Below are 26,110 nucleotides of genomic sequence, written 5' to 3'. Positions count from 1 at the left end.
AGGATGGCAACACCAACTCCCGGCAAAAAACCGGCTCTGCTCTGGCCTTATTTTCCCTTTTTCCGTTTCAGCGCTATTAAAATACTCAGCCTCAGGCGATTCAGGGCATCCTGGAGGTCCCCGATTTCATCTTTTCGCGTGACCGGGATTTCACTCTCCAATTCCTTTCCTTTGGCAATGTTTCCGGCCACAACCGTCATTTTCCGCAATGGTGCCATGGCTTTGGAAACATAAAGAAATGTAAACAATAAGGATAGAACAAGAATAAGGATCATGATCAACCCCATTGTTTTCACCAGCTGTTTTTGCGCTGCACTGATCGAACTGAGTTCAACCCCGACACGAAACCCGCCCCAATGCTTTCCCTTGACAGTGATGGGCGACGAAACATCCCATGCGACTTCCCCGGTGTCCCGATGATATATCTGCTGAAATCCCTCTTCTTTGTTTTCAGCTGCCTTGATTCCAACCGGGTCGTTGAAGATCCTCTTGGTTCGGTTCCCGACCCGATCCTTTTCCGGATCACCGGTGATGGGCTGCTGATAGCGGGTATTGTGGGTTGGAACATATCCATTTTGATCCGCTGCCACCGCGTAAATCAGATTGTCATCCTTAAGGAACTTGTCCTGTATGGAAAGAATGGCCCGGTCCAGGTATGAATCATAGGAAGTATGGTATTTGGGCGGATCAAAATTGCCCAATATTTGGTAATCCGTGTCAAATGCTTCGTTAACGGAAAAAACGCCATTATCGATTGCTTCCTCTATAATAGTGGCCACTGTTTCAGCCCCAAGAACAGACTGAATTTTGGCACGGTATAAAAGCTCATCCTCAAGCCTGCTGGTTTGCTGGCTTACCAAAAAATAGGTGCCCGCGGAAAACACAATGATAATAATCGCACTGATGACCAAAGAAATTTTTACACTCATTTTTCCGGTAATAAATGAAAGCATGATCTGATCCCCTGTTTTTGGTTACAATATTTGGCTCCATCCATATGGAAAAAACGTCACAAAAGGACAACCTGTTTGTTTTCTTAAGATAAATCCACGACCCATGGATATTACCGGAAAGTGCCGCTATTTCTCATAGCCCACACGAATCGCACCCCAGTGTTTGCCCCGGATATAAATCGGGACAGACAAATCTGCAATCGTGTTTCCCGTATCCCGTTCGTATTGCTGAAGCAAATACGGATCGGTATTGCGTGCTGCAGCCAGGCCCGTGCGGTCGTTGGCAATACGCTTTGTCCGATTATGTTTCAGGTTGTAATCCGGATCATCTGTCAGCGCCTTGGAATATTTCGAGTTATGGGTAGGCACATAGCCATTTCTATCCACAGCCACAACATACAAAAACCAGGACTGCTGTCCAAGATACTTATCAAGAATGATACGCAGGACCTTGTCCGTATGGCGATCGTATTGAGTATGGTATTTTGGCGGATCCGTGTCCGGAATAGGTATATAAAAGGTATCAAACAAATCAGCAAATGATACCACATTTGAATCCACGAGTTTTTCCATCTCCTGGATGACCTCATCCCGACAGCTCAGGGCGGCTTGTTTAGCGATAAGGTCTCTTCCTGTCAGGTTATCGTCCTCGGCCATGGCCGGGATGAAGCCTGAAAAGAATATGAAAATCGCAATGCCTGAAAACAAAATAATGTTTTTCCGCAATGTTCTTCTCCTTATGTAACGCTGTGGCGCGTTGATTGACAATTTTTTTAAAGACAATGAAGATGAATTGCGCCTTGCTTGGTGAACAAGGATTCCAGACAGTTACAGCCCCTTCATTTTATTATGCATCTTATTTTTGAAGGTTGTTTTTTCCTTATTGCCCGGAATCATTTCAGCCACGCGCTCAATAAAATCCCACGCACCTGTTGTTGGAATTCCATTTAAGGAAAAACCCATGTCACTTGCTGCATCTTCGATCAGGGTCTCTCCGAGAGGCCCCAGCAAATCAACCAAATCTGATTTGACATCGTTAATAAAAGCCGGATTCAAATAAGATATATTCGGCTCCACTTTTTCAACCAGACGGAGGTTATAAAGTTTTGAAAACGTCTGCTTGAAAGCCGCAGGGGTCATATCCGCGTCAGTCATCACCTGCCGTAATGTTTTTCGCTCATCCAATGCCGCAAGAAGCCTGAGCATGTCTCTGTCAAGAGTGATCTCATTGCTTGTATCCGCTCTGGTTCTTTTAAAATGAAAATCAAGCAAATTGGCCATTGCCTCCCCCTTCTGATGGTGGAAAAAATTATTTTCCACATGGCTGTTTACAGCAGTTACCACCCGCCAATGACACGCTGCACAAACCCATACCCTTGCCGGCCATGAATAAAATTCTCACCGCTGACTGATCCGGGATTTTCTTCCTGAAATGCATTTATTCCCGCTTGGCAGCTGTTTAAAACTTCGCAAGGTTCACCTTTTGGAAAAGCGTAAAGGTGAAAATATAAAAAAATGCGTTGATATTTCTGAGGTTTCCCAAAAACCAACACTGTCATGACGCATGGAATCGAAATCCGGGAAATGCATGCGGGCAACATTGATCACTGTCAAAAAAACGCCTTTTCGATGACAACAAGCGAAAAAAGAAAAATTCAGACAGCCCGGGAGATTGTTCAAAACACCAAGAACTTTTTCCAAAGAAGGCCAATATATTCCATCCCAATTCATGGTGAAAATTATACAATTATTGCAACTTTTTACAGATATCGTATGCCAGGTCCAGGCTTCAGTTAGAAGAAAAGAACTAAATGTTAGGATGCCAATAATTCGGCTCAGTAAGGTTAACTCTTTGAATTATTTTCAATAATCTTGCTATTTATATGAATGTAAAAAACATGTCAAGAAAATAAAACCAAATCTCAAATATACATACAATCATCATTAATCTTATCTTTTTTTATGTTAATAAACAGTGTTTATTAATTGTCTGAATTCGTTAACGTCACTTAAAAATGCTATATTTTGCCGCAGTGAACACTGAAACCGATAAAAAAGCCTGCTTTTCAGGCAACTCGGAAAGCACGCGCAATCAAAGCATTGGCTTTTATCATTTGATCTTGCCGTACGGGTATTGTAAAAGTCCTGCATTATGGATGAAAAACAAAAAGTAACCCGGGCTGCCGGCGTAATCGGTCTGGCTACCCTGCTGAGCCGGATTCTGGGCTTTATCCGGGATATGATCATTGCATGGTTTTTCGGGGCAGGCAGACTTTCAGACGCTTTTTTCGTGGCCTTCCGGATTCCCAACCTGCTGCGGCGCCTGTTTGCCGAAGGCACCCTGAGCATGGCATTTGTGCCGGTCTTTACCCGATACCTGACCGACTCCGGCCGGGCTGAAGCATTTGCGCTGGCCAGATCGGCCATGCGCCTGCTGGCGGCCATTCTTGTGATGGTAACCATTGCTGGCATTCTCACAGCCCCCTGGATCGTCAAGGGCGTGGCTCCGGGTTTTTCCGGCGATAAGTTCGAACTGACAGTCACCCTCACCCGGATCATGTTTCCCTACATTGTCTGTATCTGCCTTGTGGCCCTGTGCATGGGAATTTTAAATGCGCTTGGCCATTTTGCGGCCCCGGCCCTGGCACCGGTTTTTTTAAACCTTGCCATGATCGGCGCAGTGCTGTTTATCGCCCCTCTCATGCAGGAACCTGTTATGGGGCTGGCCATCGGCGTGTTAATCGGCGGAGGCCTCCAGCTGGCACTCCAGCTCCCGTTTCTGCTGCAAAAAGGCATCCGTGTCTGGGAAAAAGCCCCGCTTCTCCATCCGGGTCTGGCCCGGGTCGCCAGGCTCATGGGACCTGCTGTTTTCGGCGCAGCGGTTTACCAGGTCAACATTCTCATCGGCACCCTTCTGGCCTCCCTGCTGGCCGAGGGCAGTGTTTCTTACCTGTACTATGCCGACCGCGTGGTGCAGTTTCCCCTGGGCATATTCGCCATTTCCATGTCCGTGGCCCTGCTGCCGAGTCTTTCGCGCCAGGCGGCAGCAGAAGACTTCACAGCCCTGGCCGACACCTTTGCCTATGCCATGAACATGGTTTTTTTTATTACCATCCCGGCCATGGTGGGCCTGATTGTTCTGCGCGAACCCATTGTCGGGCTGCTTTTTCACAGGGGGGCATTTGAGATTGAAAGTCTGCAGGCCACGGGGTTTGCCCTGTTTCATTACAGCGTCGGACTATGGGCTTTTTCCGCAGTGCGCATCGTTGTATCCACCTTTTACGCCCTCCAGGACACCAAGACGCCGGTTAAGATGGCCACATATTCCATCATCGCCAATATCGGCCTGGGCGTGATCCTCATGGGCCCCCTGTCCCACGGCGGGCTGGCGCTGGCCACATCCCTTGCCTCCATGATCAATTTTATCCTGCTCACCGGCGTGCTCCATTACCGCCTGGGAGGGCTGCACTGGAAAAAGATCATTGTTTCCACAGGTAAAACTGTGATAATTGCCAGTGCAATGGGTGTTGTCCTGCTGGGGTGGATGGCTTTTCTGCCCCTTGATGCCGCAGGTCCCGCGCGGGTGCTGATTGTGGAGCTTGCAGCGGCAATTTTTGCCGGTATACTGGTCTACGTGGCCTGCGCATGGCTGCTGCATCGCAGCGCCCTATATAGTTTGATTTCCATGGTGAAACGCAGTTGAAATCCGTATCCGAGAACTCCGGTCTTGTGCGTTGGGGGCTTTGGGCTGCCGCCCTTTTGCTCGGCATTTACCTGCTGGCCATTATCTTTGGCGATCACGGCCTGACGGGCATGAAAGCCATGCGCGAGGAACTGAAGCAAATCCGGCAGGAAAACGCCCGGCTTGAAAAAGAAAACATGGACCTGTACCGCAGCATCAACAGGCTGAAAAACGACCCGGCATATATCGAGCAGGTGGCGCGGGAGGAACTCAACATGGTCCGGCCGGATGAAATCGTGTTCCGCTTTGACGACGCTGGCGGTAAAAACCAACAAAAACAGAATCAATGAAAAATCACCCCTTATACGCAAGCCAGACCCTGGCCCGTTTATACGCGGCACAGGGCCATACCCGGCAGGCTGAAATCATCTGCGCCCGCCTCCGGGAAACCGCAAAAACCGGGCAATTCCGAATGGCAGACAAAATAGCGGATTGCGGAAGCCCTGCGGCCAATGAAACCACTATCTCTGAACTCGCCGGCCGCATGGCCCGATGGCTTGACCTGGTGGCCAGATACCGGTTTTACAAAAAAGACCGCTATCCGAAAATTTAAATCCTTCCTGATTTTATCCTTGATTTGCGCAAAACCGGTTTTATATTTGTGGTAATCAGCTACTGAAAATGGACAAATCCGCAACAAACAGTAGACTAAGAGATCTCTGGTTAATCCGGAGAATTCATATATGAAAAGGAGAACAACCCCATGATCGGCAATCATTTCCGCACCGTATTGCTGCTGACGGTTTTAACGGTGATTATCATGCTCATCGGGCAAATGCTCGGGGGCACCGGCGGCATGTTCATCGCACTGATATTTGCCGGTGGTATGAATTTTTTTTCCTACTGGCATTCCGATAAAATCGTATTAAAAATGTACAAGGCCAGTGAAGCCGATTCCCAAAGCGCGCCCGAACTTTACGGCATTGTCAAACAGCTGGCCCAAAAGGCCGGGCTACCCATGCCACGGGTCTACATTATCCCTCAGCAGTCGCCAAACGCCTTTGCTACTGGCAGAAATCCGGATCATGCCGTGGTCGCTGTCACCGAGGGACTTCTGCGCTACATGAACAACCGGGAAATCGCGGGCGTGATTGCCCATGAGCTGGGGCACGTGAAAAACCGCGACATCCTCATCGGATCCATTGCCGCCACCATGGCCGGAGCCATCATGATGATCGCCAATTTCGCAAGATTTGCCGCCATCTTCGGAGGACTTTCCAGAGACGAGGGGGAAGGCGGCGGCTTTTTCGGCCTGATTGCAATGTCGATTATCGCTCCGGTCGCCGCCATGCTGGTGCAGATGGCCATATCCCGTTCCCGGGAATATATGGCTGACGCCACGTCCGCAGATATCACCCGGGACCCGGACGGGCTTGCCTCGGCTCTGGAAAAACTCGGTGCATACAGCAAAAAAATCCCCATGCAGGCAGAACCCGCCACAGCGCACATGTTTATCGCCAATCCGCTTGGCGGACGACAGGGGCTGACGCATTTGTTTTCCACGCATCCCCCCATTGAACAACGCATTGCCCGGCTACGGGGCCAAAACCCGGCGCCAGCAAACCATTCCCAGCCCCGGACGACAGACGCCGAGGCTCGGGCAAAACAATCCTGGGACCGTTTAAGTGGATGAGCAATGCATTGAAAAACAACCAGACAGATTCTGACCCACCCCCCCTTGATTCCGAAATCCGGGATGCCATTTACAGGGCCGTGGCCAGTGAGCCGCTGGTCCGTGTGCTGAACATGAAGCTTCTGGAACTGGAAAGGGGTTGTTCATGCGTGGAAATGCGCTATGAACCGGAAACCATGGCCAATATTTACAACCGCGCACACGGGGGCGCTATTTTTTCCCTGATTGACGAAGCCTTTGAAACCGCCAGCCAGACAGGAGGCACAATTGCCGTTGCCTTAAATGTCAATGTTACCTACGTACAGAGCCCGGCCGAACCCATTCGTCTTTTTGCCCGGGCCAGTGAAACCAGCCGGACCCGGAAAACCGCCGGTTACGATATCCGGGTGACCGATGAAAACCAGCAGCTGATTGCCACCTGCCAGGCCCTGGCCTATTGCACCGGCAAACCGCTGCCGTTTTAAACCAAACTACAAACCGCTGCCGTTTTAAACCAAACTATTGGAAAAAGGTTTGGAAGCCGCTGCGGAAAAACCCGCAGGCAAACACCTGGAAATATCAACCACGAGGGAAAATGCCATGAAAATGAAACTGATGCTTATTGACAATCAGTTGGTGGTACGCCAGGGTCTCAAGGCGCTACTGGCAAAAGAGCCGGACATGGAAGTAGTGGCCGAAGCCGCAGACACCGCAGAAAGCCTGGATTTGATCAAAAAGCACCGGCCCGACGTGGTTGTTGCTGAAACCGCCACCGCCCGCTCCGGTGGCACGGATACCGTGCGCATGATTCAGACAGCCGGGGTGGACTGCCAGATCCTGATCCTGACAGGCCAAAGCAGCAAGAGCCTTGTACGTGAAGCGCTTCAGGCAGGCGCCCGTGGCTATGTCCTGAAAACAGCTTCTTATTCGGAAGTTCTGACCGCCATCCGGTCCGTACAGCAGCAGTCCTACTACCTGAGCCCTGAAATCAGCGCTGAAATCATCCATACTTTTGTTAAAAAAAAGCAGAAAAATATGCAGGCAGAGCCATATGACCAGCTTTCCAAGCGGGAACGCCAGGTATTCAAGCTCATTGCCGAGGGCAAAACCACAGATGAAATCGCAGACATGCTCACCATAAGCCCCAAGACCGTGGCCAAGCACCGGATGAACATCATGGAAAAACTCCAGCTCAAAAACACGGCCACACTGGTTCGGTATGCGGCCCGAATCGGTATTCTCGACATTTGATCCGTCAAAAACACCAAATCATCGTTTCCCCCGGCAATACCGGCCCGGGGGTTGGAAACAGCAGAAAGAGAGAAAACATGGCCAAAATCAAACTCATGCTTGCAGATCATCAGCAGATTGTCCGGGAAGGCATAAAAGTGCTGCTTGAAAAGGAATCCGACATCAAGGTCTCGGCCGAGGCCGGCGAGGGAACCCTTTGTTTCAAACGTCTCAGGGAGACCAAACCCGACGTGCTGCTCATGGATATTTCCATGCCGGGGATTGACGGCATGAACAGTATCCGGGAACTCAAAAAAATATCTGAAAAAACCGGCATTGTCATCCTGACCATGTTTCAGAAGCGTTCCTATGTGCGGGAAGCACTCCATGCAGGGGTTATGGGATATTTACTGAAAACCAGTCCATATGAGGAAGTGCTTGGGGCCATCCGCGCGGCCGCAGAGAAAAAATATTATCTGAGCACGGAAATCAATGCAGACATCATTGACAATTATCTGAAAAGGGAAACCACTGAACCCTTTGCGAGCAGATATGATCTTCTCACAAAACGCGAACACATGATTCTGCGCTTTCTGGCCGAAGGCTACACAACCAATGACATTGCAATGATGCTGTCTGTAAGCCCCAAAACCGTTGCCAAGCACCGCACCAATCTCATGGAAAAACTCGAGATGAAAAATATGGCCACGCTGGTGCGCTATGCCATCAAGATCGGTGTGGTGGATGTGGAAAGTGATTACGGCTCCGGATTATGAAAAAAAACGGCGACCCCGGCGCCATGAATGGTTCGTCCATGTCCAAACCCCGGGTTGTTGTGGTCTGCGGTCCCACGGGCATTGGAAAAACCCGGCTGTCGCTGACCCTGGCAAATCGTTTTAACGGCGGCATTGTCAGCGCCGATTCCATGCAGATATACCGGCACATGGACATTGGCACGGCAAAACCGGATGCAGCGCAGCAGGCTGCGGCCCCCCATTACATGATTGATGTGGCCGACCCGGACGAGCCCTATGATGCAGCCCGGTACGCCAGACAAGCCCGGGAAGCGGTTGCAAGCCTGGAGCAACAGGGCCGGCTGCCCCTGATCATTGGCGGAACCGGATTGTACATCAAGGCGCTGCTCTACGGATTGTTTGATGCAGCCCCGTCTTCGCCCCGGCTCAGGGAAAAACTGCGCAATGAAGCCGCCCAAAAAGGAAGTCATATTCTCCATGAACGACTGGCGGCCTGTGACGCCAAAGCCGCCGGACGGATCCATCCCAATGACGCCTATCGAATCATCCGGGCCCTTGAAGTCCACGCCCTCACCGGGCGGCCCATCTCTGAGTACCAGCATGACCACGGATTTGCCAATGCCCGGTACTGCTTTTTAAAAATCGGTCTGCACATGGACCGGCAGACACTTTATGCGCAGATCAACCAGCGGGTGGAACAGATGGTGGCAGACGGCCTGCTCCGGGAAGTCCGGAGCCTTCAGGAAACGGGCTATGGCCCTGAACTCAAATCCATGCAGTCACTGGGATATCGTCACATGACAGCCTATCTGCAGGGATGTTTGGGCTGGAACGAGGCCATAAACCAGATGAAAAAAGACACGCGCCGTTATGCCAAGCGCCAGCTGGTTTGGTTCAGAAAGGACCCGGATTTGTTCTGGATGGGGCCTGACAGCGAGGAAGAGGCATGCAGGCGGGTTCGAAAATTTTTGAGAGAGCCGGAATAACACCGGAAACAAAAAACCCCGGTATCCGGTATAAACCCGGGATACCGGGGATGGTTTGATTCGTTTATCAGGCAGCCAGGCTGATGGCGGCCTCTGCGGTTTTGCGCAGTTCCTCGGGTGTAAAGGGCTTGTGCAGGTAATCGTAAATGCCCAGGCGCGCACTTTCCTTTGCACTTTCAATGCTGGCATAGCCTGTGATAATGATCACTTTTGCGCCTGGCTGCTTTTGCCTTACCGCCTCAAGCAGTTCCAGACCCTTGACCCCCGGAATTTTCAGGTCAAGCAGTACCAGGTCATAGGCGCCGGCCTCAAGCTGATCCAGGGCTTCATCCCGGGTGACAGCCTGTTTTACGGCATAGCCTTTTTTTGCCAGTATTTTCTTGACGTTTTTGGAAATATAGGGCTCATCATCAATGACCAGGACATTTTCCCCCGGTGCCTGAGCGGGAAACGCAATCACATCGGCATCGGATGGAACCTTGTTTTCTTCCATCATGGCCTGGACCCGCGCCTTTAGCTCCTCATAAGGCGGCACGGCATACCCGTTGCGGTCCACGTTAGCGGCATATTCAGCTCCGGTCAGGGCGGCGACTTCCTCATAGTCAAAGGGCATGTCCACGCCGATCAGGGTTTTGGTTGCCGGGCCCCCGGACTTCTTTGCGGCCTTGCCCTTTTTCCCCTTTTTCTGAGGACATTCCTGGGTTTTCATGCCGGCCTTGCAGGTCTTGCCCAGCTTTTTGAAGATATCGCATACCATCTGCCCCATTTCGCAGTAATTTTCCGATTTTTTGACTTCCACCACCGGCATATCGGAACTGCCCAGGGACTTGGTATATTCTTCACCGGTATATTTGGAAACCTCATCCATGTCAAAGGGCTGCTCCGATCCGGTCCGGGCCTGTTTGCGGCCGGTGGTTTCAGCCATCTGCGCCTTTAACTGCTCATAGGGCATAAAGGCGATTTCACCGGAGTGCAAATTGCTGACATACTCCGGACCGGTCAGGGCCGCGACCTCATCATAGTTAAACGGCATGTCAATGCCCACGAGCTTTTTCACGGACGGGGCCTTGCCGGTTTTGGCGGATTTTGCCTTTTTTCCCTTTTTCTGGGGGCATTCCTGGGTTTTCAGGCCGGCCTTGCAGGTCTTGCCCAGCTTTTTGAAGATATCGCATACCATCTGTCCCATTTCGCAGTAATTTTCCGGCTTTTTGACTTCCACCACCGGCCTGTCCGAACGGCTCAGGGTATTGACGTAATCCTCTCCGGTATACTTGGCCACTTCGTCTGGGTCAAAAGGCATATCCAGGTCGATCACGTTGATCTGTTGCTTTACCTCCTCGGGAGTCGGCGCTTCGGCAAGCCTTTCAGAAGCCGCCAGATTGATTGTTTCCCGCAGCTCATCCGGGGTAAACGGTTTGGTGATGTAGTCCAGGGCCCCGAGCTGGATTGCCTTGACAGCCGTGTCCGTGGAGCCATAGGCGGTCATGATCAGGGCCTTGGTCAGGGGCCATTCGGTTTTGACCTGCTTTAACAGCTCCAGGCCGTTCATCCCGGGCATGACCATGTCAGAAAGCATCAGGGCAAACGGTTCTTTGGACAGCTTCTCCAGGGCCTCCTGACCACTCTGGGCCAGTTCCACTTCATAATTGTTTTTGGCCAGGATTTTTTTCACATTGTCGCAAATGTGTTTTTCATCGTCCACCACAAGGACTTTTTGTTTTTCGGTCATGGCAGCCTCCTTTTGCGCCGGTTTGCCGGCGGTTTATAAAAGAATCAATGTTATTGTGTTATTTGTTTTCAAGCTTTTGATTCCAAAAATGCAGGTTGCGTGCCAAAAACCCATACAAATTATAATATACTGAATTATAAAGTAAAAATTTAAAACCAAAATTATTTTTCAGTAAAAACTGAAGCTGTTGTGCATACACGTAAAACCCGGCCTGAACAGGGGAAACAAAAAGGCCCGATACAGGTGAAATGCGTTATTGCCGGGCCATAGCAACGTGCCAAAGGCAACCGGCTGCTCAGGCAAAGGCGGGTAAAACAAGATGTATAAAAAAAATAGGCAGGTGTATAATGGGCAGCAGCAACCCGTACATCCGGAGAAAAGTTATCCGGAAGAAGGCCTGATGCCGTATTTCTTCATGAGGTTCTGAAAATTGGGCCGCTGCATTCCGGTCTGGCGGGCTGCCCCGGAAATGTTCCAGTCGTTTTGCTCCAGGGCATTGAGAAGAAAATTTTTCTCCACCTTGGCCACGGCCTTCCGGCGGATTTCCTTTTTGATCCGGATCAGTTCCGCATTGGTCTCGGGCACACATTCCATGAGGCGCTCAATGTCATCGATATCACTGAGATGGGGCAAGTCCTGAATGGTGATGGTATCGGTTTCACACAAAATCACCGCACGTTCAATGACATTTCGCAACTGCCGGACATTTCCGGGCCAGTGGTAGTTTAAAAGGCGGCTGGCGGCTTCCGGGTCAAATCCGGAAATGGATTTTCCCCGCTGATTGTTGAGCTGAGCCAGAAAATGATAGGCAATGGGCAGAATATCGCTTTTGCGCTCCCGCAATGGGGGCAGGTAAATGGGGTAAACAAAAATCCGGTAATAAAAATCCTCACGAAACGATTTTTCCGCCACCATCTGGTTTAACTCCCGGTTGGTGGCAAAAATCAGCCGCACATCCACTTGGCGCCGGGCGGTATCGCCCAGGGGCAGAAACTCCCGGGTATCCAAAAACCGAAGCAGCTTGCCCTGAATATCGGGTGTGGTGTTGCTGATTTCATCAAGAAACACAGTGCCGCCGTCAGCCAGCTCAAAGATGCCGGATTTGTCTTTTTGCGCGTCAGTAAAAGCGCCTTTTCGGTATCCGAAAAGTTCGCTTTCCAGGAGACTCCCGCTCAGGGTGCCGCAGTCCACCCCGAAAAAAACCTTGTCATGCCGGCCGCTGTTGGCATGGATCGCCCGTGCCACAAGCTCCTTTCCAGTGCCGCTTTCGCCTGACAGCAAAACCGTGGCATCGGTATCGGCCACCTTCTGAATCATGCTGATGACCTTGCGGATCTGGGGGCTGCTGCCGATGAGCTGGTGGGACAGCCTGGGCATGTGCGGATAGGGTTCCTGCATCAGCCGGCGGTTCTGCCGGACGATCTTTTGCTGTTCCAGGGCGTCTGCCACCACCTGCCGCAGTTCATCCGGGGTAAAGGGCTTGGGCAGGTAGTCAAAAGCACCGGTTTTCATCAGTTCCACTGCAGAAGAAACGCTGGCATAACCGGTGATCACAATGACCATGGTTTCCGAATGGTTCTCCCGAAGCCACTTTAACACCTCCAGGCCCCCGATGCGGCCCATTTTCACATCCGTGATCACCACATCATAGCTTTTCTCAGCCAGCTTTTCCAGGGCACTGCGCCCGTCGAGCACGTACTCGGTCTCATATGCCTGCTTTGACAGAATTTTTTGGCAGTTTCGGCAGATGTGCACCTCATCGTCAACAATGAGTATCCGGGGCGCTTTTTGCTCGCTCATTCTTCGGAAACCCCTTTCACCGGCAGGGTAACGGTAAAGCGGGTGCCGCTGCCGGGTCTGCTGGAAACCTCGATGTTGCCGCCGTGCTGCTCCACAATGCTGTGGGCGATGGAAAGCCCCAGGCCGGTACCAATTTCACGGGTGGTGAAAAACGGATCAAATATTTTTTCCAAGTCCTGTTTTTCAATACCCTTGCCGGTATCTGTCACATGGATGGCAATTGTATCTGCTGCCGGGTCATAAGCCGTGGAAAGCATAATGCGTCCCCCGGCCCCGGTGGCTTCCACCGCATTGAGGGTCAGGTTGATCAGCAGTTGCTGGATCTGTTCCTTGTCCACATAAACCCGGGGCAGATCATCGGGCAGATCCGATTCAATAGTGATATCATTGAATTCCGCCTGTTTTTTGGTCAGGTAGGTGCTTTCCCGGATAATGGCATTGATATCCTGGAGCTTCTGCATGGGCTTGGTCTGGCGGGCAAAATCCAGCAGGCTTTGCACGATTTTCCGGCACCGCTGGGCTTCGCTGGAAATGATCCGGAGTTCTTCATGCATTTCATTCTCCGAATCCAGGTCTTCCTGGAGCATCATGGCGGAAGTCATGATGGTGGTCAGCGGATTGTTGATTTCATGGGCAATACCGGCAGACAGCCGGCCGATGGACATCAGCTTCTCCTGCTGCATCTGGGCCTTCTGAACCTTGATCTCCGGGGTGATGTCACGCAGGATTTCAATAACACCGATGATTTCCTCATCATTGTTTAAGGGATAACAGGAAATGGCATAATAGATTTCGTTGTTGTCCTGATCCAGGTGAACATGGGTGGTCATGCAGGGTTCATTTTTCTTATACACCTCTGCCAGGGGACAGGGATGATTTTTGCCGGTGCAGGGCTGATCCAGGTGATGGCCCACCTGATAGCAGAACCGGCCGATTACGTCCTGGCTGGTTCTGCCCAGCTTTTTCATCATGGCCTCATTCATGTCCACGACCCGGTAATCCTTGTCAATGACCATGGCCTCTTCCTGAATGAACTGGTTCATCAGGACTTCATAGACATTCTGTTTGTGGCCGGTCAGCAAGTCCGCTCCATTGACCTTTTTGCAGGCGTCATCGATTTCCCAGAACAGCAGCGCCGTGGTATGGGCCAGGGCGTGCACATGCTTTTTCTTCTTGCGCAGAATATCATTATAAATCTCAAGGTCACCGGTGAGTTCAATGATCAGGTCAATATCGTTGCGCTTAAAAAGGGTGTCGTAATCGGCTGTGACATACAGGCCCCGTTCAGCGGCACGGATCAGCCCCGGGGCATTTTCGTTGATATCCGCCACGGCCACGACATTGAGATCAATCATTTGAAAAGAATTTTCTTTCAGAAAATTCAGCAGATATAAACCACGAGTGCCGCCTCCCACGATGGCTACGTTCATGTTACATCTCCCTGGGAAATAGAGGTGAAAGCAAAAGCACGGACAATCCATTGCTGATGCTCTATACATAACAGGTTTTATTGAAATTTCAAACAACACGCAAAGCAGGTCAAGTACCCGCAGGCCGATCCGGCGGACAGGCTCCGTGATACAGAGAAAAGGCCCTGCTGATTGAGTTTTTCTGAAAAAACAACAAAACCGAAATCAGCATATGTGCAAAATCCCGGGGTTTGAAAAAATGCCGAAACAGGCTTTCTGCAAGGCTGAAAAGCTGTTATTGACAGGAATCATTGCACAAAATTTCATTGACAAGATTTCAAATTACAGATATCAGAAGGACTTGATTTGCAATTTTATTTCGGAGATCGTTAAAAGATACCGGAAAATTTTTCTGTTTTCGATTCTTATCCAAACCTTATGTTTGCTGGAGAAGATTATGACACAAGAAACAATCGGATCCGTACTGGTGGTCGGCGGCGGCATCTCGGGAATGCAGACCGCCCTGGACCTGGCTGATTCGGGATATTACGTCTACCTTCTGGAAAAAAGCCCCTCCATCGGAGGGGTTATGTCCCAACTCGATAAGACCTTTCCCACAAACGACTGTGCAATGTGAATTATCTCGCCCAAACTGGTCGAGGTCGGCCGGCACCTGAATATCGAGCTAATCACATATGCGGATCTGGAAGCCGTTGAAGGCAAACCCGGAAATTTCAAAGTCAAGGTCAAAAAGCGGGCCCGGAGCATTAACATGGATCTGTGCACCGGATGCGGCGCGTGTGTTGAAAACTGCCCGGTTTCCCAGACCATTGCTGCAAATTAAAGTTTCTGCAACCGCTCTACCATTAAACGGCAAAAAAGGATTTCCCTGCCATGGCATACAACAACGACATCGATTGGGAAAAAATAGACGACATCATTGATGAATACAGCAGCGACAAAGAATCGCTGCTCATGATTTTGCAAGACATAAACGAACTGTATAACTTTGTTCCCCCGGAAACCATACCGGTACTGGCCCAAAAGCTCAATGTGCCAAAAAGCCTGATCTACAGTGTGGCCACCTTTTATAAGACCATCAGTCTTGAACCCCGGGGTAAATATATCGTCAATGTCTGTACCGGGACGGCCTGCCACGTCCGGGGAGCGGAAAAAATCATTGATGCCGTGCAGGACAATCTCCAAATCGATACCGGACAGACAACCCAGGACGGCCTGTTCACCCTGGAAACCGTTCGCTGCCTGGGCTGCTGTGCCGCCGGACCGGTTTTTACGGTAAACAAGAACATGCACGGCGGCCTGGATCGATCAAGTGCGTTAAACATAATTGATGACTATAAGAAAAATGCCTCTTAACGGCATTGGTCACGGAGGTTGAACTCAGCCATGGTTAAATTTGAAAATAAAGAGGCACTGGAATCCTATATTCAAGAGCTCCAGGCAAAAGCCCAGAGCCCTGACAAGGGCCTGATCTCCCTGTGCTCCGGGCCCGGATGCATCATCCACAACAGTGATAAAATCCGTGACACCCTCACGGAAGAAATGGAAAAGCACGGGATTGCCGATAAATACGAAATCCGGCTGACCGGGTGCCACGGATACTGCGAGCAGGGACCCATCATGGTCATTGATCCGGGCGGTATTTTCTATCCCAAGGTGGAGCTGGAAAATATCCCGGACATCGTTGAAAAAACCCTGGTCAACAATGAGCCGGCTGAAAAACTGCTTTTCAAGGACCCGGCAACCAAAAAACGGGTTGTCAGGGAAGAAGACGTCCCGTTTTACAAGCTGCAGACCCGCTCAATTTTTGGCAAGAACCGCCTGATTGATCCCAACAGCATTGACAGCTACCTGGCTGTGGGCGGCTACCAGAGCCTGGCAAAAGCCCTGTTTGAAATGAAGCCAAAGGAGATCATCGCAGAAATCAAAAGCGCCAACCTGCGGGGACGCGGCGGCGGCGGTTTTCCGGCGGCCATCAAGTGGGACTCCTGCAGCAGGCATAAAGGGCCCAAATACATGATCTGCAATGCAGATGAAGGCGATCCCGGGGCATACATGGACCGCGGGCTGCTTGAGGGCAATCCGCACCTGATCATCGAGGGAATGCTCATCGGCGCCTTTGCCATGGGTTCACATGAAGGCTACGTATATGTCCGCCACGAGTATCCCCTGGCCGTGGCCAACCTTGCCAAAGCCATTGACCATGCAAAGCAATGCGGGCTGCTTGGCGAAGACATCCTGGGATCCGGCTTTGATTTTGACCTCCACATCAGCAAGGGCGGGGGCGCTTTTGTATGCGGCGAATCCACTGCTCTGATGGCATCTCTGGAAGGCAAGCCCGGACGTCCCCGGGCCAAATATATTCACACGTCCGAGAAGGGTTTCCGCGACAGTCCCTCAAACTTAAACAACGTGGAAACCTGGGCCAATGTGCCCTTAATCATAGACAAAGGCGCCCAGTGGTATGCCTCCATGGGGACTGACTACAGCAAGGGGACCAAGATTTTCTCCCTTGTGGGCAAGGTGGTCAATACCGGACTTGTGGAAGTACCCATGGGCACGACCCTGCGCGAAATCATTTTTGACATCGGCGGCGGCATTCCCAAAAAGAAACAATTCAAGGCCGTGCAGACCGGCGGCCCGTCCGGCGGCTGCATTCCGGAACAGTTCCTCGACACCCCGGTGGATTTTGATGAACTGACAAAGCTTGGCTCCATTATGGGTTCCGGCGGCATGATCGTCATGGATCAGGACACCTGTATGGTGGACGTGGCCCGCTACTTCATCGAATTTCTCATTGACGAATCCTGCGGCCAGTGCAATCCCTGCCGGGAGGGACTCAAGCAGATGATGGCGGTATTGACCCGCATTTGCCAAGGAAACGGAAAACAGGGCGATATCGAGCTGCTTGAGGAACTCGGGACCATGATGCAGAAATTTTCCCTCTGCGGCCTGGGCACATCCGCCCCCAACCCTGTCCTGACAACGATTTTATATTTCCGGGATGAATATGAAGCCCATATTCATGACAAAAAATGCCCGGCCGGGGTCTGCAAGCCCTTGTTTCACTATGAAATCGATGAAGAAGCCTGTAACGGATGCACCTTGTGCGCCAAAAAGTGTCCGCAGGAGGCCATTTCCGGGGAAAAGAAAGAACCCCACGAAATCGACCAGGAAAAATGCATTAAGTGCGGCATTTGCTACGACATTTGCAAATTTGACGCCGTTGCCATTCGATAACTTATGACAAGGATTTAACCAGATATGATTACTTTCAAGCTGAACGGGCAGACGGTTCAAGGCGAGGAAGGCCAATATATTATCCAGGTAGCCGAGAACCACGGGGTCTACATCCCCACGCTCTGCGCCCACAAAGCTCTTGAGCCCGCAGGCATGTGCCGGCTTTGTACTGTGGAACTCTTTGACGGCCGCAGGACCAAATTTGTTACAGCCTGCAACTATCCCATCTGGGAGGGCATGGAGGTCCAGACAGACACGGAGACCGTGCATGAAGGGCGCAAGCTCATTGTTGAAATGCTCATGGCAAGGTGCGCAGACGTGCCGGTGATCCGCGACCTGGCCGAAAAATACGGCATTGAAAAGCCCAGATTCGAGCAGGAGCACGAAACCTGCATTCTTTGCGGGCTGTGTACCCGGATTTGCGAAAAAATGGGTAACAACGCCATTGCCCTTACTGACAGAGGCCTGGATTTAAAGGTTGACACCCCGTTTCACGTGCAAACCGATATCTGCCGGGCATGCGGCGCCTGCGCGTTTATGTGCCCCACCGGCCATATCACCCTGGATAAAATCAATGAGCTGATCACCGCAAACAAGCCGCAAATCATCAAATCCGAATATGATGTGGGACTCAGGGGTCGCAAACCCATCTACGTGCCCTATCCCCAGGCTGTGCCCAATACCCCGGTCATTGACCGGGATGTGTGCATGCACTTTAAAACCGGCGGCTGCCAGATCTGCTCGGATATCTGTCCGGTCAACGCCATTGACCATTCCATGGAGGACGAAACCGTTGAACTCGAAGTAGGCTCTGTTATTCTGGCGCCCGGGTTTGAGCCGTTTGATCCATCCTCCCTGGATTTTTACAATTACGATCACCCCAACGTGATCACCTCCATGGAAATGGAGCGGATGCTGTCGGCATCCGGGCCCACAGGCGGCCACCTGATCCGCCTGTCCGACCACCAGGAACCCAAAAAAATCGCCTGGCTTCAGTGCGTCGGCTCCAGGGACATGAACCGGTGCAACAATGCCTATTGTTCCTCGGTTTGCTGCATGTATGCCATCAAAGAGGCGGTGATCGCCAAGGAACATGCCGGCGACGCCCTGGACTGCTCGATTTTCTACATGGACATGCGCACCCCGGGCAAGGACTTTGAAAAGTTCTATGAAAGCGCCAGAAACAACAGCGGGGTCAACTTCGTGCGAAGCCGGGTGCATACCATCAACCCGGTTGCCGGTTCAGACGAACTCGAACTGCGATATGTCTCGGATAACGGCGAAATCCTGACTGACAAATTTGACCTGGTGGTGCTTTCCATTGGCCTGCAGATTCCACCCGAACTCGTGGAAATGTCCAGGAACCTGGGAATCGAACTTTCTCCCGGCAATTTCTGTGAAACCAATACCTTCACCCCGGTGGCCACCTCCAGGGAGGGCATATTTGCCTGCGGCGCCTTCCAGGGACCCAAGGACATTCCCCAGTCGGTCATTGATTCCAGCGCCGCAGCCTCTGCAGCCGCTGAAATCCTGTCCGATTCCCGCAATACGCGGACCAAAGAAAAAGAAATTGTTCCGGAGCGCAACGTGGGCGGGGAACGGCCCAGAATCGGCGTGTTTGTCTGCCGGTGCGGCATCAATATCGCCGGGGTTGTGGATGTCCCGGCGGTTGTGGAATACGCCAGTACCCTGCCCTTTGTGGAATATGTGGATGACAACCTGTTTTCCTGCTCCCAGGACACCCAGGAAAACATGGCCGCGATTATCGAGGAAAAAGGGCTAAACCGAATTGTGGTGGCCGCCTGCACCCCTAAAACACACGAGCCTCTGTTCCAGGAAACACTGACCGATGCCGGGCTCAATAAATACCTTTTTGAAATGACCAATATCCGCAACCAGGATTCCTGGGTGCACAAAAACAACCCGGCCCTTGCCACGGAAAAGGCCCGGGACCTGGTGCGCATGGCCGTGGCCAAGGTGGCCCGGATGGAGCCGTTAAAGGAATCCGAGCTATCGGTCAATCCGGCCGCAATGGTTGTGGGCGGCGGCATTTCCGGCATGGCAGCCGCCAAAAGCCTGGCTGATCAGGGAATTGAAACCCATCTGGTGGAACAGACCGACCATCTCGGAGGCCAGGCGGTAAACCTCTATCACACGGCCAAGGGGGAATCGGTTGCCGAAAACCTGGAAAACCTCATTTCCCAGGTCAAGGGCCATGACAAGATCAAACTTCACTTAAATACCCGGATTCAGAACGTGGATGGTTTTGTGGGCAATTTCAAAACCATCATGCTTGAAAACGACCAGGAAGTGGAACTCGAACACGGGGCCGCTGTTCTTGCCACGGGCGCTTCTCCCTATGAGCCCACAGAATACGCCTATGGTCAGGATCCAAGGATTCTTACCAGCCTGGAACTGGACAGAAAGTTTCAAAAAGAGGATCCGGGCCTTGAAAAAATCAACAGCGCTGCTTTTATCCAATGCGTTGGATCAAGGGAGCCGGGCCGCATGTACTGCTCCCGGGTCTGCTGCACCCATTCCATTGAAAACGCCATTGAGCTCAAAAAGCGAAACCCGGAAATGAACGTCTATATCCTGTACCGGGATATCCGCACCTACGGAGAAAAGGAATACCTCTACAAGCAGGCGCGCCAGCAGGGTGTGATTTTCATCCGCTTTTCCCTGGAGGACAAGCCGTCTGTCGAGGTCAAAGATGACAGCATTGCCATTACCGTCACTGACCACATCTTAAACCGGCCGGTTGAGCTCAACGTGGACCTGCTGACCCTGGCAACGGCCATTATCCCGTGCAAGGATGAAGAACTGGCCAACTTTTTTAAGGTGCCCATGAATGAAGACGGATTTTTCATTGAGCGCCACGCCAAGCTGGGCCCGGCGGAATTTGCCACAGACGGCGTGTTTCTCTGCGGTATGGCCCATTATCCCAAGCCGATCGACGAATCCATCGCCCAGGCAAAGGCAGCCGTGGCCAGGGCCATCACACTGCTGTCCCGGCAATACATTTACAGCAGCGGTACCATTGCCGAAGTGGATCCTGTCAATTGTGCGGCATGCGGCGTTTGCGTAGCTGTCTGTCCCTATTCAGCCCCGTCTTTTGCCGAAGAGGGCCGGTTTGCCGGCAAGGCGCAAATCAATCCGGCGCTTTGCAAGGGCTGCGGGCTCTGCGTGGCATCATGCCGCTCAGGGGCCATTCATCTCAAGGGATTTGACACCGATCAGATCATGTACCAGATCTTTGAAATGGACGAAGCAATATAAATATAGTTGATATCAACCCCTCCGGCGGCCGGCGGGCCGCTGGTGCGCAATCAGGAGATCAATGCATATGGCTGACAAGGAACCGAAAATCTTAAGTTTTCTATGCAACTGGTGCAGCTATGGCGCAGCCGATCTGGCGGGCGTCAGCCGGATGGAATATCCGAGCAATATACGCGTAATCCGCATCCCCTGCACCGGCCGCATGAGTCCGAAATTCATTCTGGCCGCCCTGCGCCAGGGCGCTGATGCGGTCTGGGTATCCGGGTGACATCCGGGTGAATGCCATTACCTGGAAGGTAATTACTACGCACGAAGAAAATTCGCCCTCATGAAAAATCTGCTGGAACACATGGGTGTTGAGCCCGAACGGCTGCATTTTTCCTGGATTTCCTCAGCCGAATCCACCAAGTTCGTGGATGTGGCCACCAAGGTCACAGAATCGGTCAAATCCCTGGAAAACAAGGAAAAGAAATTTGTTAAAACCAAACCGAAGGTTGCATAGCAATGAAATCGTATACAGATAAAATCAAAGAGATCGCAAAACGCCTTCTCAAGGAAGACAAGGTCGACATTGTCATCGGCTATCGAAAGGGCACTGTCCCCCTGATGCATCAGCCCTTTTTTGCCACCAGCGAAGGCGAAGTCGACAGCTTTGTATGGGACAGCAATTGTGGACTCAACCTGGCCAACTATATTACAGACCGCAAAGAGCGCATCGGCATTGTGGCCACCGGCTGCAATTCCCGAAACATTGCTGTCCATGTCGTTGAAGGCAAAATCCAGCGCGATCAGCTCTATATCATCGGGGTTCCCTGCCAGGGCATGGTGGATCGCCACAAACTGGCCGCCATGGCAGAAGGAAATATCGCTTCCGTGGAAGAAGATGAAGACAAGGGCACCATTACGATTTCCGGCCAGGGATTTTCAAAAAGTGTGGACAAAGCAGAGGTGCTCCAGGAAAACTGCTCCATCTGCGTGCACAGAAACCCGGTGCTCTGCGATGAACTGGTGGCCGATGAAGTCACTGAGCAAACCCGGGAACAGGCCGACCCCTATGCCCGGGTGCGGGAAATCGAGGCCATGAGCCCGGACGATAAATGGACTTATTTTGATGACCTGCTTTCAGACTGCATTCGCTGCTACGCATGCCGCAATGCATGCCCCCTGTGTTACTGCCCCCAGTGCTTTGTGGATGAGTCCAACCCCCAGTGGGTGGGCAAAAGCGTGGATCCCACCGACATTCGCACATTCCACCTTCTGCGCGCTTATCACTGCGCAGGCCGTTGCACGGATTGCGGCGCATGCGTGCGCTCCTGTCCGGTGGGTATCAATGTCCGGGATTTTACCAAAAAACTGGAAAAAGACTGTCTGGAACTCTATGGATGGGAAGCCGGGCTCAATACTGAGCAGCGGCCGCCCCTGGATACCTACAAACCCGAGGATCCCGAAGATTTCATCAAGTAAGTGCCGGGCAACCAATCATAAACGTTGACAAGGGCGATTATCATGAAAGTCATCAAGATTGACAAAAACGAATGGGCAAGCGGACTGGAAAAACTCCGCAGCGCCTACGAGCTGATCGGGCCGGTCAAGGAAAAGTTCTATCACGCATTCCAGTCCCTGGAATCCGGCCAACAGCCTGATATGGATTATATCAACACACGGGTTTCTCCGAAATACGTTATTTATCCACAGTCCGAACTTATCCTCGAGTGTTCCTTAAACGAAAACGACGAGGATTACAAAATTTATAAGGAACCGGAAAAAGAGTATAAGGCAAAAGCCATCCTCGGCATCCGGCCCTGTGACGCGGATTCTTTTTCCCTGGTCCGACGCAATTTTGACACGGAAGAATACAAGGACCCCTATTGGCTGCGGGCCTATGAGTCCACCACCTTTGTCGGGCTTGCCTGTGACCAGCCATGCCCCACCTGCTTTTGCAGCAGCGCCGGCTCAGGTCCCTACAGCGACAGCAACCTTGATATCCTTTTGGCGGACAACGGAGACCACTACCTGGCCCGGCTACTGACGGACAAGGGCGAAAAACTGGCTGAAGCTGCCGGATGGAGCCAGGAGACCGGCGAAGAGGCGGATCAGCAGATTGATCAAAAGAAACAGGAAGCTGAATCAGCCATCCAGTCAAGCGTGAATACCGACAAACTGGCTTCTCAGTCCCTGCTGGATCTCTACGAGGCCGCAGATGCCATCTGGGAAAAAGAGGCCTTTTCCTGCATCAACTGCGGCACCTGCACCTTTGTCTGTCCCACCTGCTGGTGCTTTGATGTCCAGGACGAGGTTTCCGGAAAAAAGGGCTATCGCATCCGTAACTGGGACTCGTGCATGTATCCGCTTTTTACTATGCACGCATCCGGTCACAATCCGCGGGGCACCAAGGTGGACCGGCTTCGCCAGCGATTTATGCACAAGCTGAAATATTATGTGGACAAATACGAAAACGGGATCCAGTGCACCGGCTGCGGCCGCTGTGTTCAGCTGTGCCCGGTCAATATCGATATCCGCAGGATCTGCAACATGTTAAACAGCTATGATCCCGAATCCTGCACCTGCGAAGTAACGGCGTCTTAGCAAAGGGGGGTAGAAGTGGTCAATCCATATATTCCATACCCGGTTCGCATTGATGAAATCAAGACCGAAACCGAGGATAAAAGTTTAAAAACCTTTAAGTTCGTCTTTCTCAATCCCGAGGACGAGGAAAAATTCGCCTACCGGGCCGGCCAGTTTGCCGAGCTCAGCATTCCCGGCCTTGGCGAAATTCCCATCGGCATTGCCTCCTCTCCGGTTGAAAAAGGATTTGTGAAATTCACGGTTTTTAAAACCGGCAAGGTCACATCCCACCTCCATTCCATGAAGGAAGGCGATATCATGGGCATCCGCGGGCCGCTGGGCAACTGGTATCCCTGGGACCTGCTGGAGGGCAAAAACGTGGTGATCATCGGCGGAGGATTTGCCTTTACCACCCTTCGCTCATCCATCATTTACATGCTGGATCCGGAAAACCGAAAAAAATTCAAGGACATCCATGTGATTTACGGCGCCCGCTCCCCTGGAATGCTGCTTTACAAGGAAGAACTCGAGCAATGGGCCGCCAGGGATGACCTGAACATGCACATTACCGTAGACGGCACAGATGACCCGGAATGGAAGCACCACACGGGGTTTGTGCCCACAATCACCGAACAGGAGGCCCCTGCGGGAACCGAGGATACCTATGCCATAGTCTGCGGGCCGCCTGTAATGATCAAATTCACCCAGCCGGTTCTCGACAAACTGGGATATACAGACGACCGGATCATCATGTCTCTTGAAAACCGAATGAAATGCGGTATTGGCATGTGCGGGCGCTGCAACATCGGCAAGGAGTTTGTATGCAAGGACGGCCCGGTATTTACCCTGCGGCAGTTAAACCAGACGCCCAAGGAATATTAATCCGGCCTGAGCCCGGCAAAAGCGTGTTTATATTTTCATATTGACAACCTGATCAATATCGCATATATTTTTGATTTTCTAATATTATGAAGAGAAGAACCGGCTAGAAATCTTTAGAATACAAACAATTAAAGGAGGGATATTACATGCCGACAGTTGAATTTGAAGGTCACAGCTTTAACGTAGATGAAGACGGGTTCATTGACAGCTTCGAAAGCTGGAACGAGACTTGGGTCAAATACGTCAAGCAGCAGGAAGGCATTGACGAGTTAAACGAGGAGCACTGGAAGGTCATCAACGTGCTGCAGGACTATTACAAGAAAAACGGTATCGCCCCCATGGTGCGCGTGCTGTCCAAGCTGACCGGTTTCAAGCTCAAGCATATCTACGAGCTGTTTCCGTCCGGCCCGGGCAAGGGCGCATGTAAGATGGCAGGCCTGCCGAAACCCACCGGTTGCGTATAAGCGCAGACGTACCCGGACTGCACAAGACAACGCATTTCCATGTTTTGTGGTACATTTTTTTCTCAAAAGCCCTGCTCCGTACGGTGCAGGGCTTTTGTTTTCATTCAGCTGATTCTCATTAAGCCATGGACACCTCATTGGACTCTGTTGACAAGACCCTGCTAAACCGTATTCAATCGGATTTTCCCATTGATGCCCGCCCCTTTGCCCGGATTGCCGAAGAACTCGGCCTCAGCGAAGAGCAAGTCCTCAACCGGGTTCAGCGGCTTCGGCAAAATGATGTAATCCGGCGTATCGGCGGCAATTTTTCCCCGGAAAAGCTCGGATATGTCAGCACCTTGTGCGCATGTCGGGTGCCGGAAAAGGATCTGGATCACTTCACGTCCATTGTCAACAGTTACCCCGGGGTCACCCACAACTATCTGCGCGATAATGCATTTAATGTCTGGTTTACCTTTATCGCGCCTTCGCGGGAAGATATTGAAGAAAATCTTGCGGAAATTTCTGAAAAAACCGGCATTACCGAAATCCTTAACCTGCCGGCCACCCGGGTGTATAAAATCCGCGCCCATTTCAACATCAAGTAATTTCAAGATGCCATGGACCGTGATGTCCGAATAGCCCTTGTCTCCTGCAGGTCAGTAATCGGCGATACAGCCGGAAATCTCTGCCGTATGGAACAATGGATTCGTGCCGCGGGAAACCAGGGAGCCCACCTGGTATGTTTTCCGGAGCTGAGCATCACCGGCTACCATGTGCGACCGCCCATTGACACGGTGGCCGAATCCATAGACGGCCCCTGTTCAGCCCGCCTGGCAAATCTGGCGGAAAGACACAATATTTCGATTCTTGCGGGCATGGCCGAAAGATCCGGCAACCGGATATATGCCGCACACCTGCTGGCACAGCCGGATTCAGGATGCTGCCGCGTTTATCGCAAACTTCACCTGGGGCCGCCGGAAAAAGAATTTTTTTCCCCGGCATCCAAAATCCCGCCATTGTTTAAAGCCTGCGGCCTGCGCATTGGGGTTCAGCTTTGCTATGATGCCCATTTTCCGGAACTTTCCACGCACATGGCGCTCAACGGCGCAGATCTGCTGATCATCGCCCATGCCTCCCCCGGCAAGTCTTCCGGGGAAAAACTGGCTTCCTGGATGCGCCATCTGCCGGCACGGGCTTTTGACAACGGGGTCTATGTGGCGGCTGTCAATGCAGCCGGAGACAACGGATTCGGGCTCAGTTTTCCGCCCGTGTGCGTTCTTATCGGGCCGGAGGGAAAAGTTCTAAAGTCATATGCGGATGCGAATGAATACATGCTGATGGCCGACCTGTCTGCGCAACAACTGCGGGCCGTGCGCGACCATCCCATGAAATACTTTCTGCCCAACCGCCGCCCGGAAATTTATCAGGAAAAACAGAGCGCCGGAAGCACGGAATAAGTCC

25 protein-coding genes are annotated in these 26,110 nt (G+C 51.8%); 19 read left to right on the top strand and 6 right to left on the bottom strand.

The genetic code is table 11. From position 1 onward, the window contains the following. Positions 1–47 precede the first annotated feature (47 nt). The 3 genes from ACTCIA_RS01685 to ACTCIA_RS01675 all read right to left on the bottom strand — a co-directional run bounded on the left by ACTCIA_RS01685 (position 48) and on the right by ACTCIA_RS01675 (position 2,234). Positions 48–953 carry a HAMP domain-containing protein gene (locus ACTCIA_RS01685; RefSeq protein ID WP_463000073.1) on the bottom strand — a complete coding sequence of 302 codons (906 nt, stop codon included), beginning with the start codon at positions 951–953 and terminating at the stop codon, positions 48–50. A gap of 126 nt (positions 954–1,079) precedes the next feature. Beyond that, the gene (locus tag ACTCIA_RS01680; RefSeq protein WP_463000072.1) at positions 1,080–1,679 is read right to left on the bottom strand and encodes a hypothetical protein; all 600 of its coding nucleotides are present in this window, start codon (positions 1,677–1,679) and stop codon (positions 1,080–1,082) included. 102 nt (positions 1,680–1,781) lie between these two features. Beyond that, positions 1,782–2,234, bottom strand: a complete 453-nt coding sequence (locus tag ACTCIA_RS01675) for a hypothetical protein (RefSeq protein WP_463000071.1) — start codon at positions 2,232–2,234, stop codon at positions 1,782–1,784. An 871-nt stretch (positions 2,235–3,105) separates the two neighbouring features. Here ACTCIA_RS01675 and murJ point away from each other — a divergent pair. From murJ to miaA, 8 genes are all read left to right on the top strand, one after another. Further along, positions 3,106–4,656, top strand: coding sequence for a murein biosynthesis integral membrane protein MurJ (murJ, locus tag ACTCIA_RS01670; RefSeq protein WP_463000070.1), 1,551 nt, complete (start codon positions 3,106–3,108; stop codon positions 4,654–4,656). After that, positions 4,653–4,985, top strand: a complete 333-nt coding sequence (locus ACTCIA_RS01665) for an FtsB family cell division protein (RefSeq protein WP_463000069.1) — start codon at positions 4,653–4,655, stop codon at positions 4,983–4,985. The genes murJ and ACTCIA_RS01665 overlap by 4 nt, the downstream gene beginning before the upstream one ends. After that, the gene (locus tag ACTCIA_RS01660) at positions 4,982–5,248 is read left to right on the top strand and encodes a hypothetical protein (protein ID WP_463000068.1); all 267 of its coding nucleotides are present in this window, start codon (positions 4,982–4,984) and stop codon (positions 5,246–5,248) included. The genes ACTCIA_RS01665 and ACTCIA_RS01660 overlap by 4 nt, the downstream gene beginning before the upstream one ends. Before the next feature lie 150 nt (positions 5,249–5,398). Beyond that, positions 5,399–6,328 (top strand): zinc metalloprotease HtpX, encoded by a 930-nt coding sequence (gene htpX, locus ACTCIA_RS01655; RefSeq protein ID WP_463000067.1) that lies wholly within the window; start codon positions 5,399–5,401, stop codon positions 6,326–6,328. Further along, a complete protein-coding gene (locus ACTCIA_RS01650) occupies positions 6,325–6,792 on the top strand; it encodes a PaaI family thioesterase (protein WP_463000066.1) in 468 nt (155 codons plus the stop codon). The genes htpX and ACTCIA_RS01650 overlap by 4 nt, the downstream gene beginning before the upstream one ends. A 115-nt stretch (positions 6,793–6,907) precedes the next feature. Further along, entirely contained in the window at positions 6,908–7,558 is a 651-nt protein-coding gene (locus ACTCIA_RS01645) for a LuxR C-terminal-related transcriptional regulator (protein ID WP_463000065.1), read from the top strand. A 77-nt stretch (positions 7,559–7,635) separates the two neighbouring features. Then, complete coding sequence (locus ACTCIA_RS01640; RefSeq protein WP_463000064.1) at positions 7,636–8,313, top strand: response regulator; 678 nt, start codon at positions 7,636–7,638, stop codon at positions 8,311–8,313. After that, the gene (miaA, locus tag ACTCIA_RS01635; protein ID WP_463000063.1) at positions 8,310–9,278 is read left to right on the top strand and encodes a tRNA (adenosine(37)-N6)-dimethylallyltransferase MiaA; all 969 of its coding nucleotides are present in this window, start codon (positions 8,310–8,312) and stop codon (positions 9,276–9,278) included. The genes ACTCIA_RS01640 and miaA overlap by 4 nt, the downstream gene beginning before the upstream one ends. Before the next feature lie 67 nt (positions 9,279–9,345). Here miaA and ACTCIA_RS01630 read toward each other — a convergent pair whose 3' ends face one another. From ACTCIA_RS01630 to ACTCIA_RS01620, 3 genes are all read right to left on the bottom strand, one after another. After that, positions 9,346–11,007 (bottom strand): sigma-54-dependent transcriptional regulator, encoded by a 1,662-nt coding sequence (locus ACTCIA_RS01630; RefSeq protein ID WP_463000062.1) that lies wholly within the window; start codon positions 11,005–11,007, stop codon positions 9,346–9,348. A gap of 381 nt (positions 11,008–11,388) precedes the next feature. Then, entirely contained in the window at positions 11,389–12,807 is a 1,419-nt protein-coding gene (locus tag ACTCIA_RS01625) for a sigma-54-dependent transcriptional regulator (RefSeq protein WP_463000061.1), read from the bottom strand. Further along, entirely contained in the window at positions 12,804–14,237 is a 1,434-nt protein-coding gene (locus ACTCIA_RS01620) for a two-component system sensor histidine kinase NtrB (protein WP_463000060.1), read from the bottom strand. The genes ACTCIA_RS01625 and ACTCIA_RS01620 overlap by 4 nt, the downstream gene beginning before the upstream one ends. A 436-nt stretch (positions 14,238–14,673) precedes the next feature. On the opposite strand from ACTCIA_RS01620, the gene ACTCIA_RS01615 reads away from it, so the two are divergent. The 11 genes from ACTCIA_RS01615 (at position 14,674) to ACTCIA_RS01565 (ending at position 26,106) form a co-directional block, all read left to right on the top strand. Next, positions 14,674–15,060 carry an FAD-dependent oxidoreductase gene (locus tag ACTCIA_RS01615; RefSeq protein ID WP_463000059.1) on the top strand — a complete coding sequence of 129 codons (387 nt, stop codon included), beginning with the start codon at positions 14,674–14,676 and terminating at the stop codon, positions 15,058–15,060. A gap of 50 nt (positions 15,061–15,110) precedes the next feature. Further along, complete coding sequence (locus tag ACTCIA_RS01610; RefSeq protein ID WP_463000058.1) at positions 15,111–15,593, top strand: NADH-quinone oxidoreductase subunit NuoE family protein; 483 nt, start codon at positions 15,111–15,113, stop codon at positions 15,591–15,593. Between the two features lie 30 nt (positions 15,594–15,623). After that, positions 15,624–17,477 (top strand): NADH-ubiquinone oxidoreductase-F iron-sulfur binding region domain-containing protein, encoded by a 1,854-nt coding sequence (locus ACTCIA_RS01605; RefSeq protein WP_463000057.1) that lies wholly within the window; start codon positions 15,624–15,626, stop codon positions 17,475–17,477. Positions 17,478–17,501: 24 nt separating this feature from the next. Continuing rightward, a complete protein-coding gene (locus tag ACTCIA_RS01600; protein WP_463000056.1) occupies positions 17,502–20,756 on the top strand; it encodes an FAD-dependent oxidoreductase in 3,255 nt (1,084 codons plus the stop codon). A gap of 67 nt (positions 20,757–20,823) precedes the next feature. After that, on the top strand, positions 20,824–21,258 hold the full coding sequence (locus ACTCIA_RS01595) for a hydrogenase iron-sulfur subunit (RefSeq protein WP_220128331.1): 435 nt from the start codon (positions 20,824–20,826) through the stop codon (positions 21,256–21,258). A 2-nt stretch (positions 21,259–21,260) separates the two neighbouring features. Next, positions 21,261–22,220 carry a 4Fe-4S ferredoxin gene (locus tag ACTCIA_RS01590; RefSeq protein WP_463000055.1) on the top strand — a complete coding sequence of 320 codons (960 nt, stop codon included), beginning with the start codon at positions 21,261–21,263 and terminating at the stop codon, positions 22,218–22,220. Between the two features lie 42 nt (positions 22,221–22,262). Beyond that, complete coding sequence (locus ACTCIA_RS01585; RefSeq protein ID WP_463000054.1) at positions 22,263–23,342, top strand: 4Fe-4S dicluster domain-containing protein; 1,080 nt, start codon at positions 22,263–22,265, stop codon at positions 23,340–23,342. Between the two features lie 15 nt (positions 23,343–23,357). Next, positions 23,358–24,203 (top strand): FAD/NAD(P)-binding protein, encoded by an 846-nt coding sequence (locus ACTCIA_RS01580; protein WP_463000053.1) that lies wholly within the window; start codon positions 23,358–23,360, stop codon positions 24,201–24,203. A 146-nt stretch (positions 24,204–24,349) separates the two neighbouring features. Continuing rightward, entirely contained in the window at positions 24,350–24,667 is a 318-nt protein-coding gene (locus ACTCIA_RS01575; RefSeq protein WP_181551072.1) for a TusE/DsrC/DsvC family sulfur relay protein, read from the top strand. A gap of 125 nt (positions 24,668–24,792) precedes the next feature. Beyond that, on the top strand, positions 24,793–25,254 hold the full coding sequence (gene ahbA / locus ACTCIA_RS01570) for a siroheme decarboxylase subunit alpha (RefSeq protein ID WP_463000052.1): 462 nt from the start codon (positions 24,793–24,795) through the stop codon (positions 25,252–25,254). Positions 25,255–25,266: 12 nt separating this feature from the next. Next, positions 25,267–26,106 carry a nitrilase-related carbon-nitrogen hydrolase gene (locus ACTCIA_RS01565; protein ID WP_463000051.1) on the top strand — a complete coding sequence of 280 codons (840 nt, stop codon included), beginning with the start codon at positions 25,267–25,269 and terminating at the stop codon, positions 26,104–26,106. Positions 26,107–26,110: the final 4 nt, after the last annotated feature.

The sequence above is a fragment of the Desulfosalsimonas sp. genome, assembly GCF_055149105.1.
The sequence above is the reverse complement of the archived record's forward strand: the minus strand, read 5'-3'. Positions and strand labels throughout refer to the sequence as shown.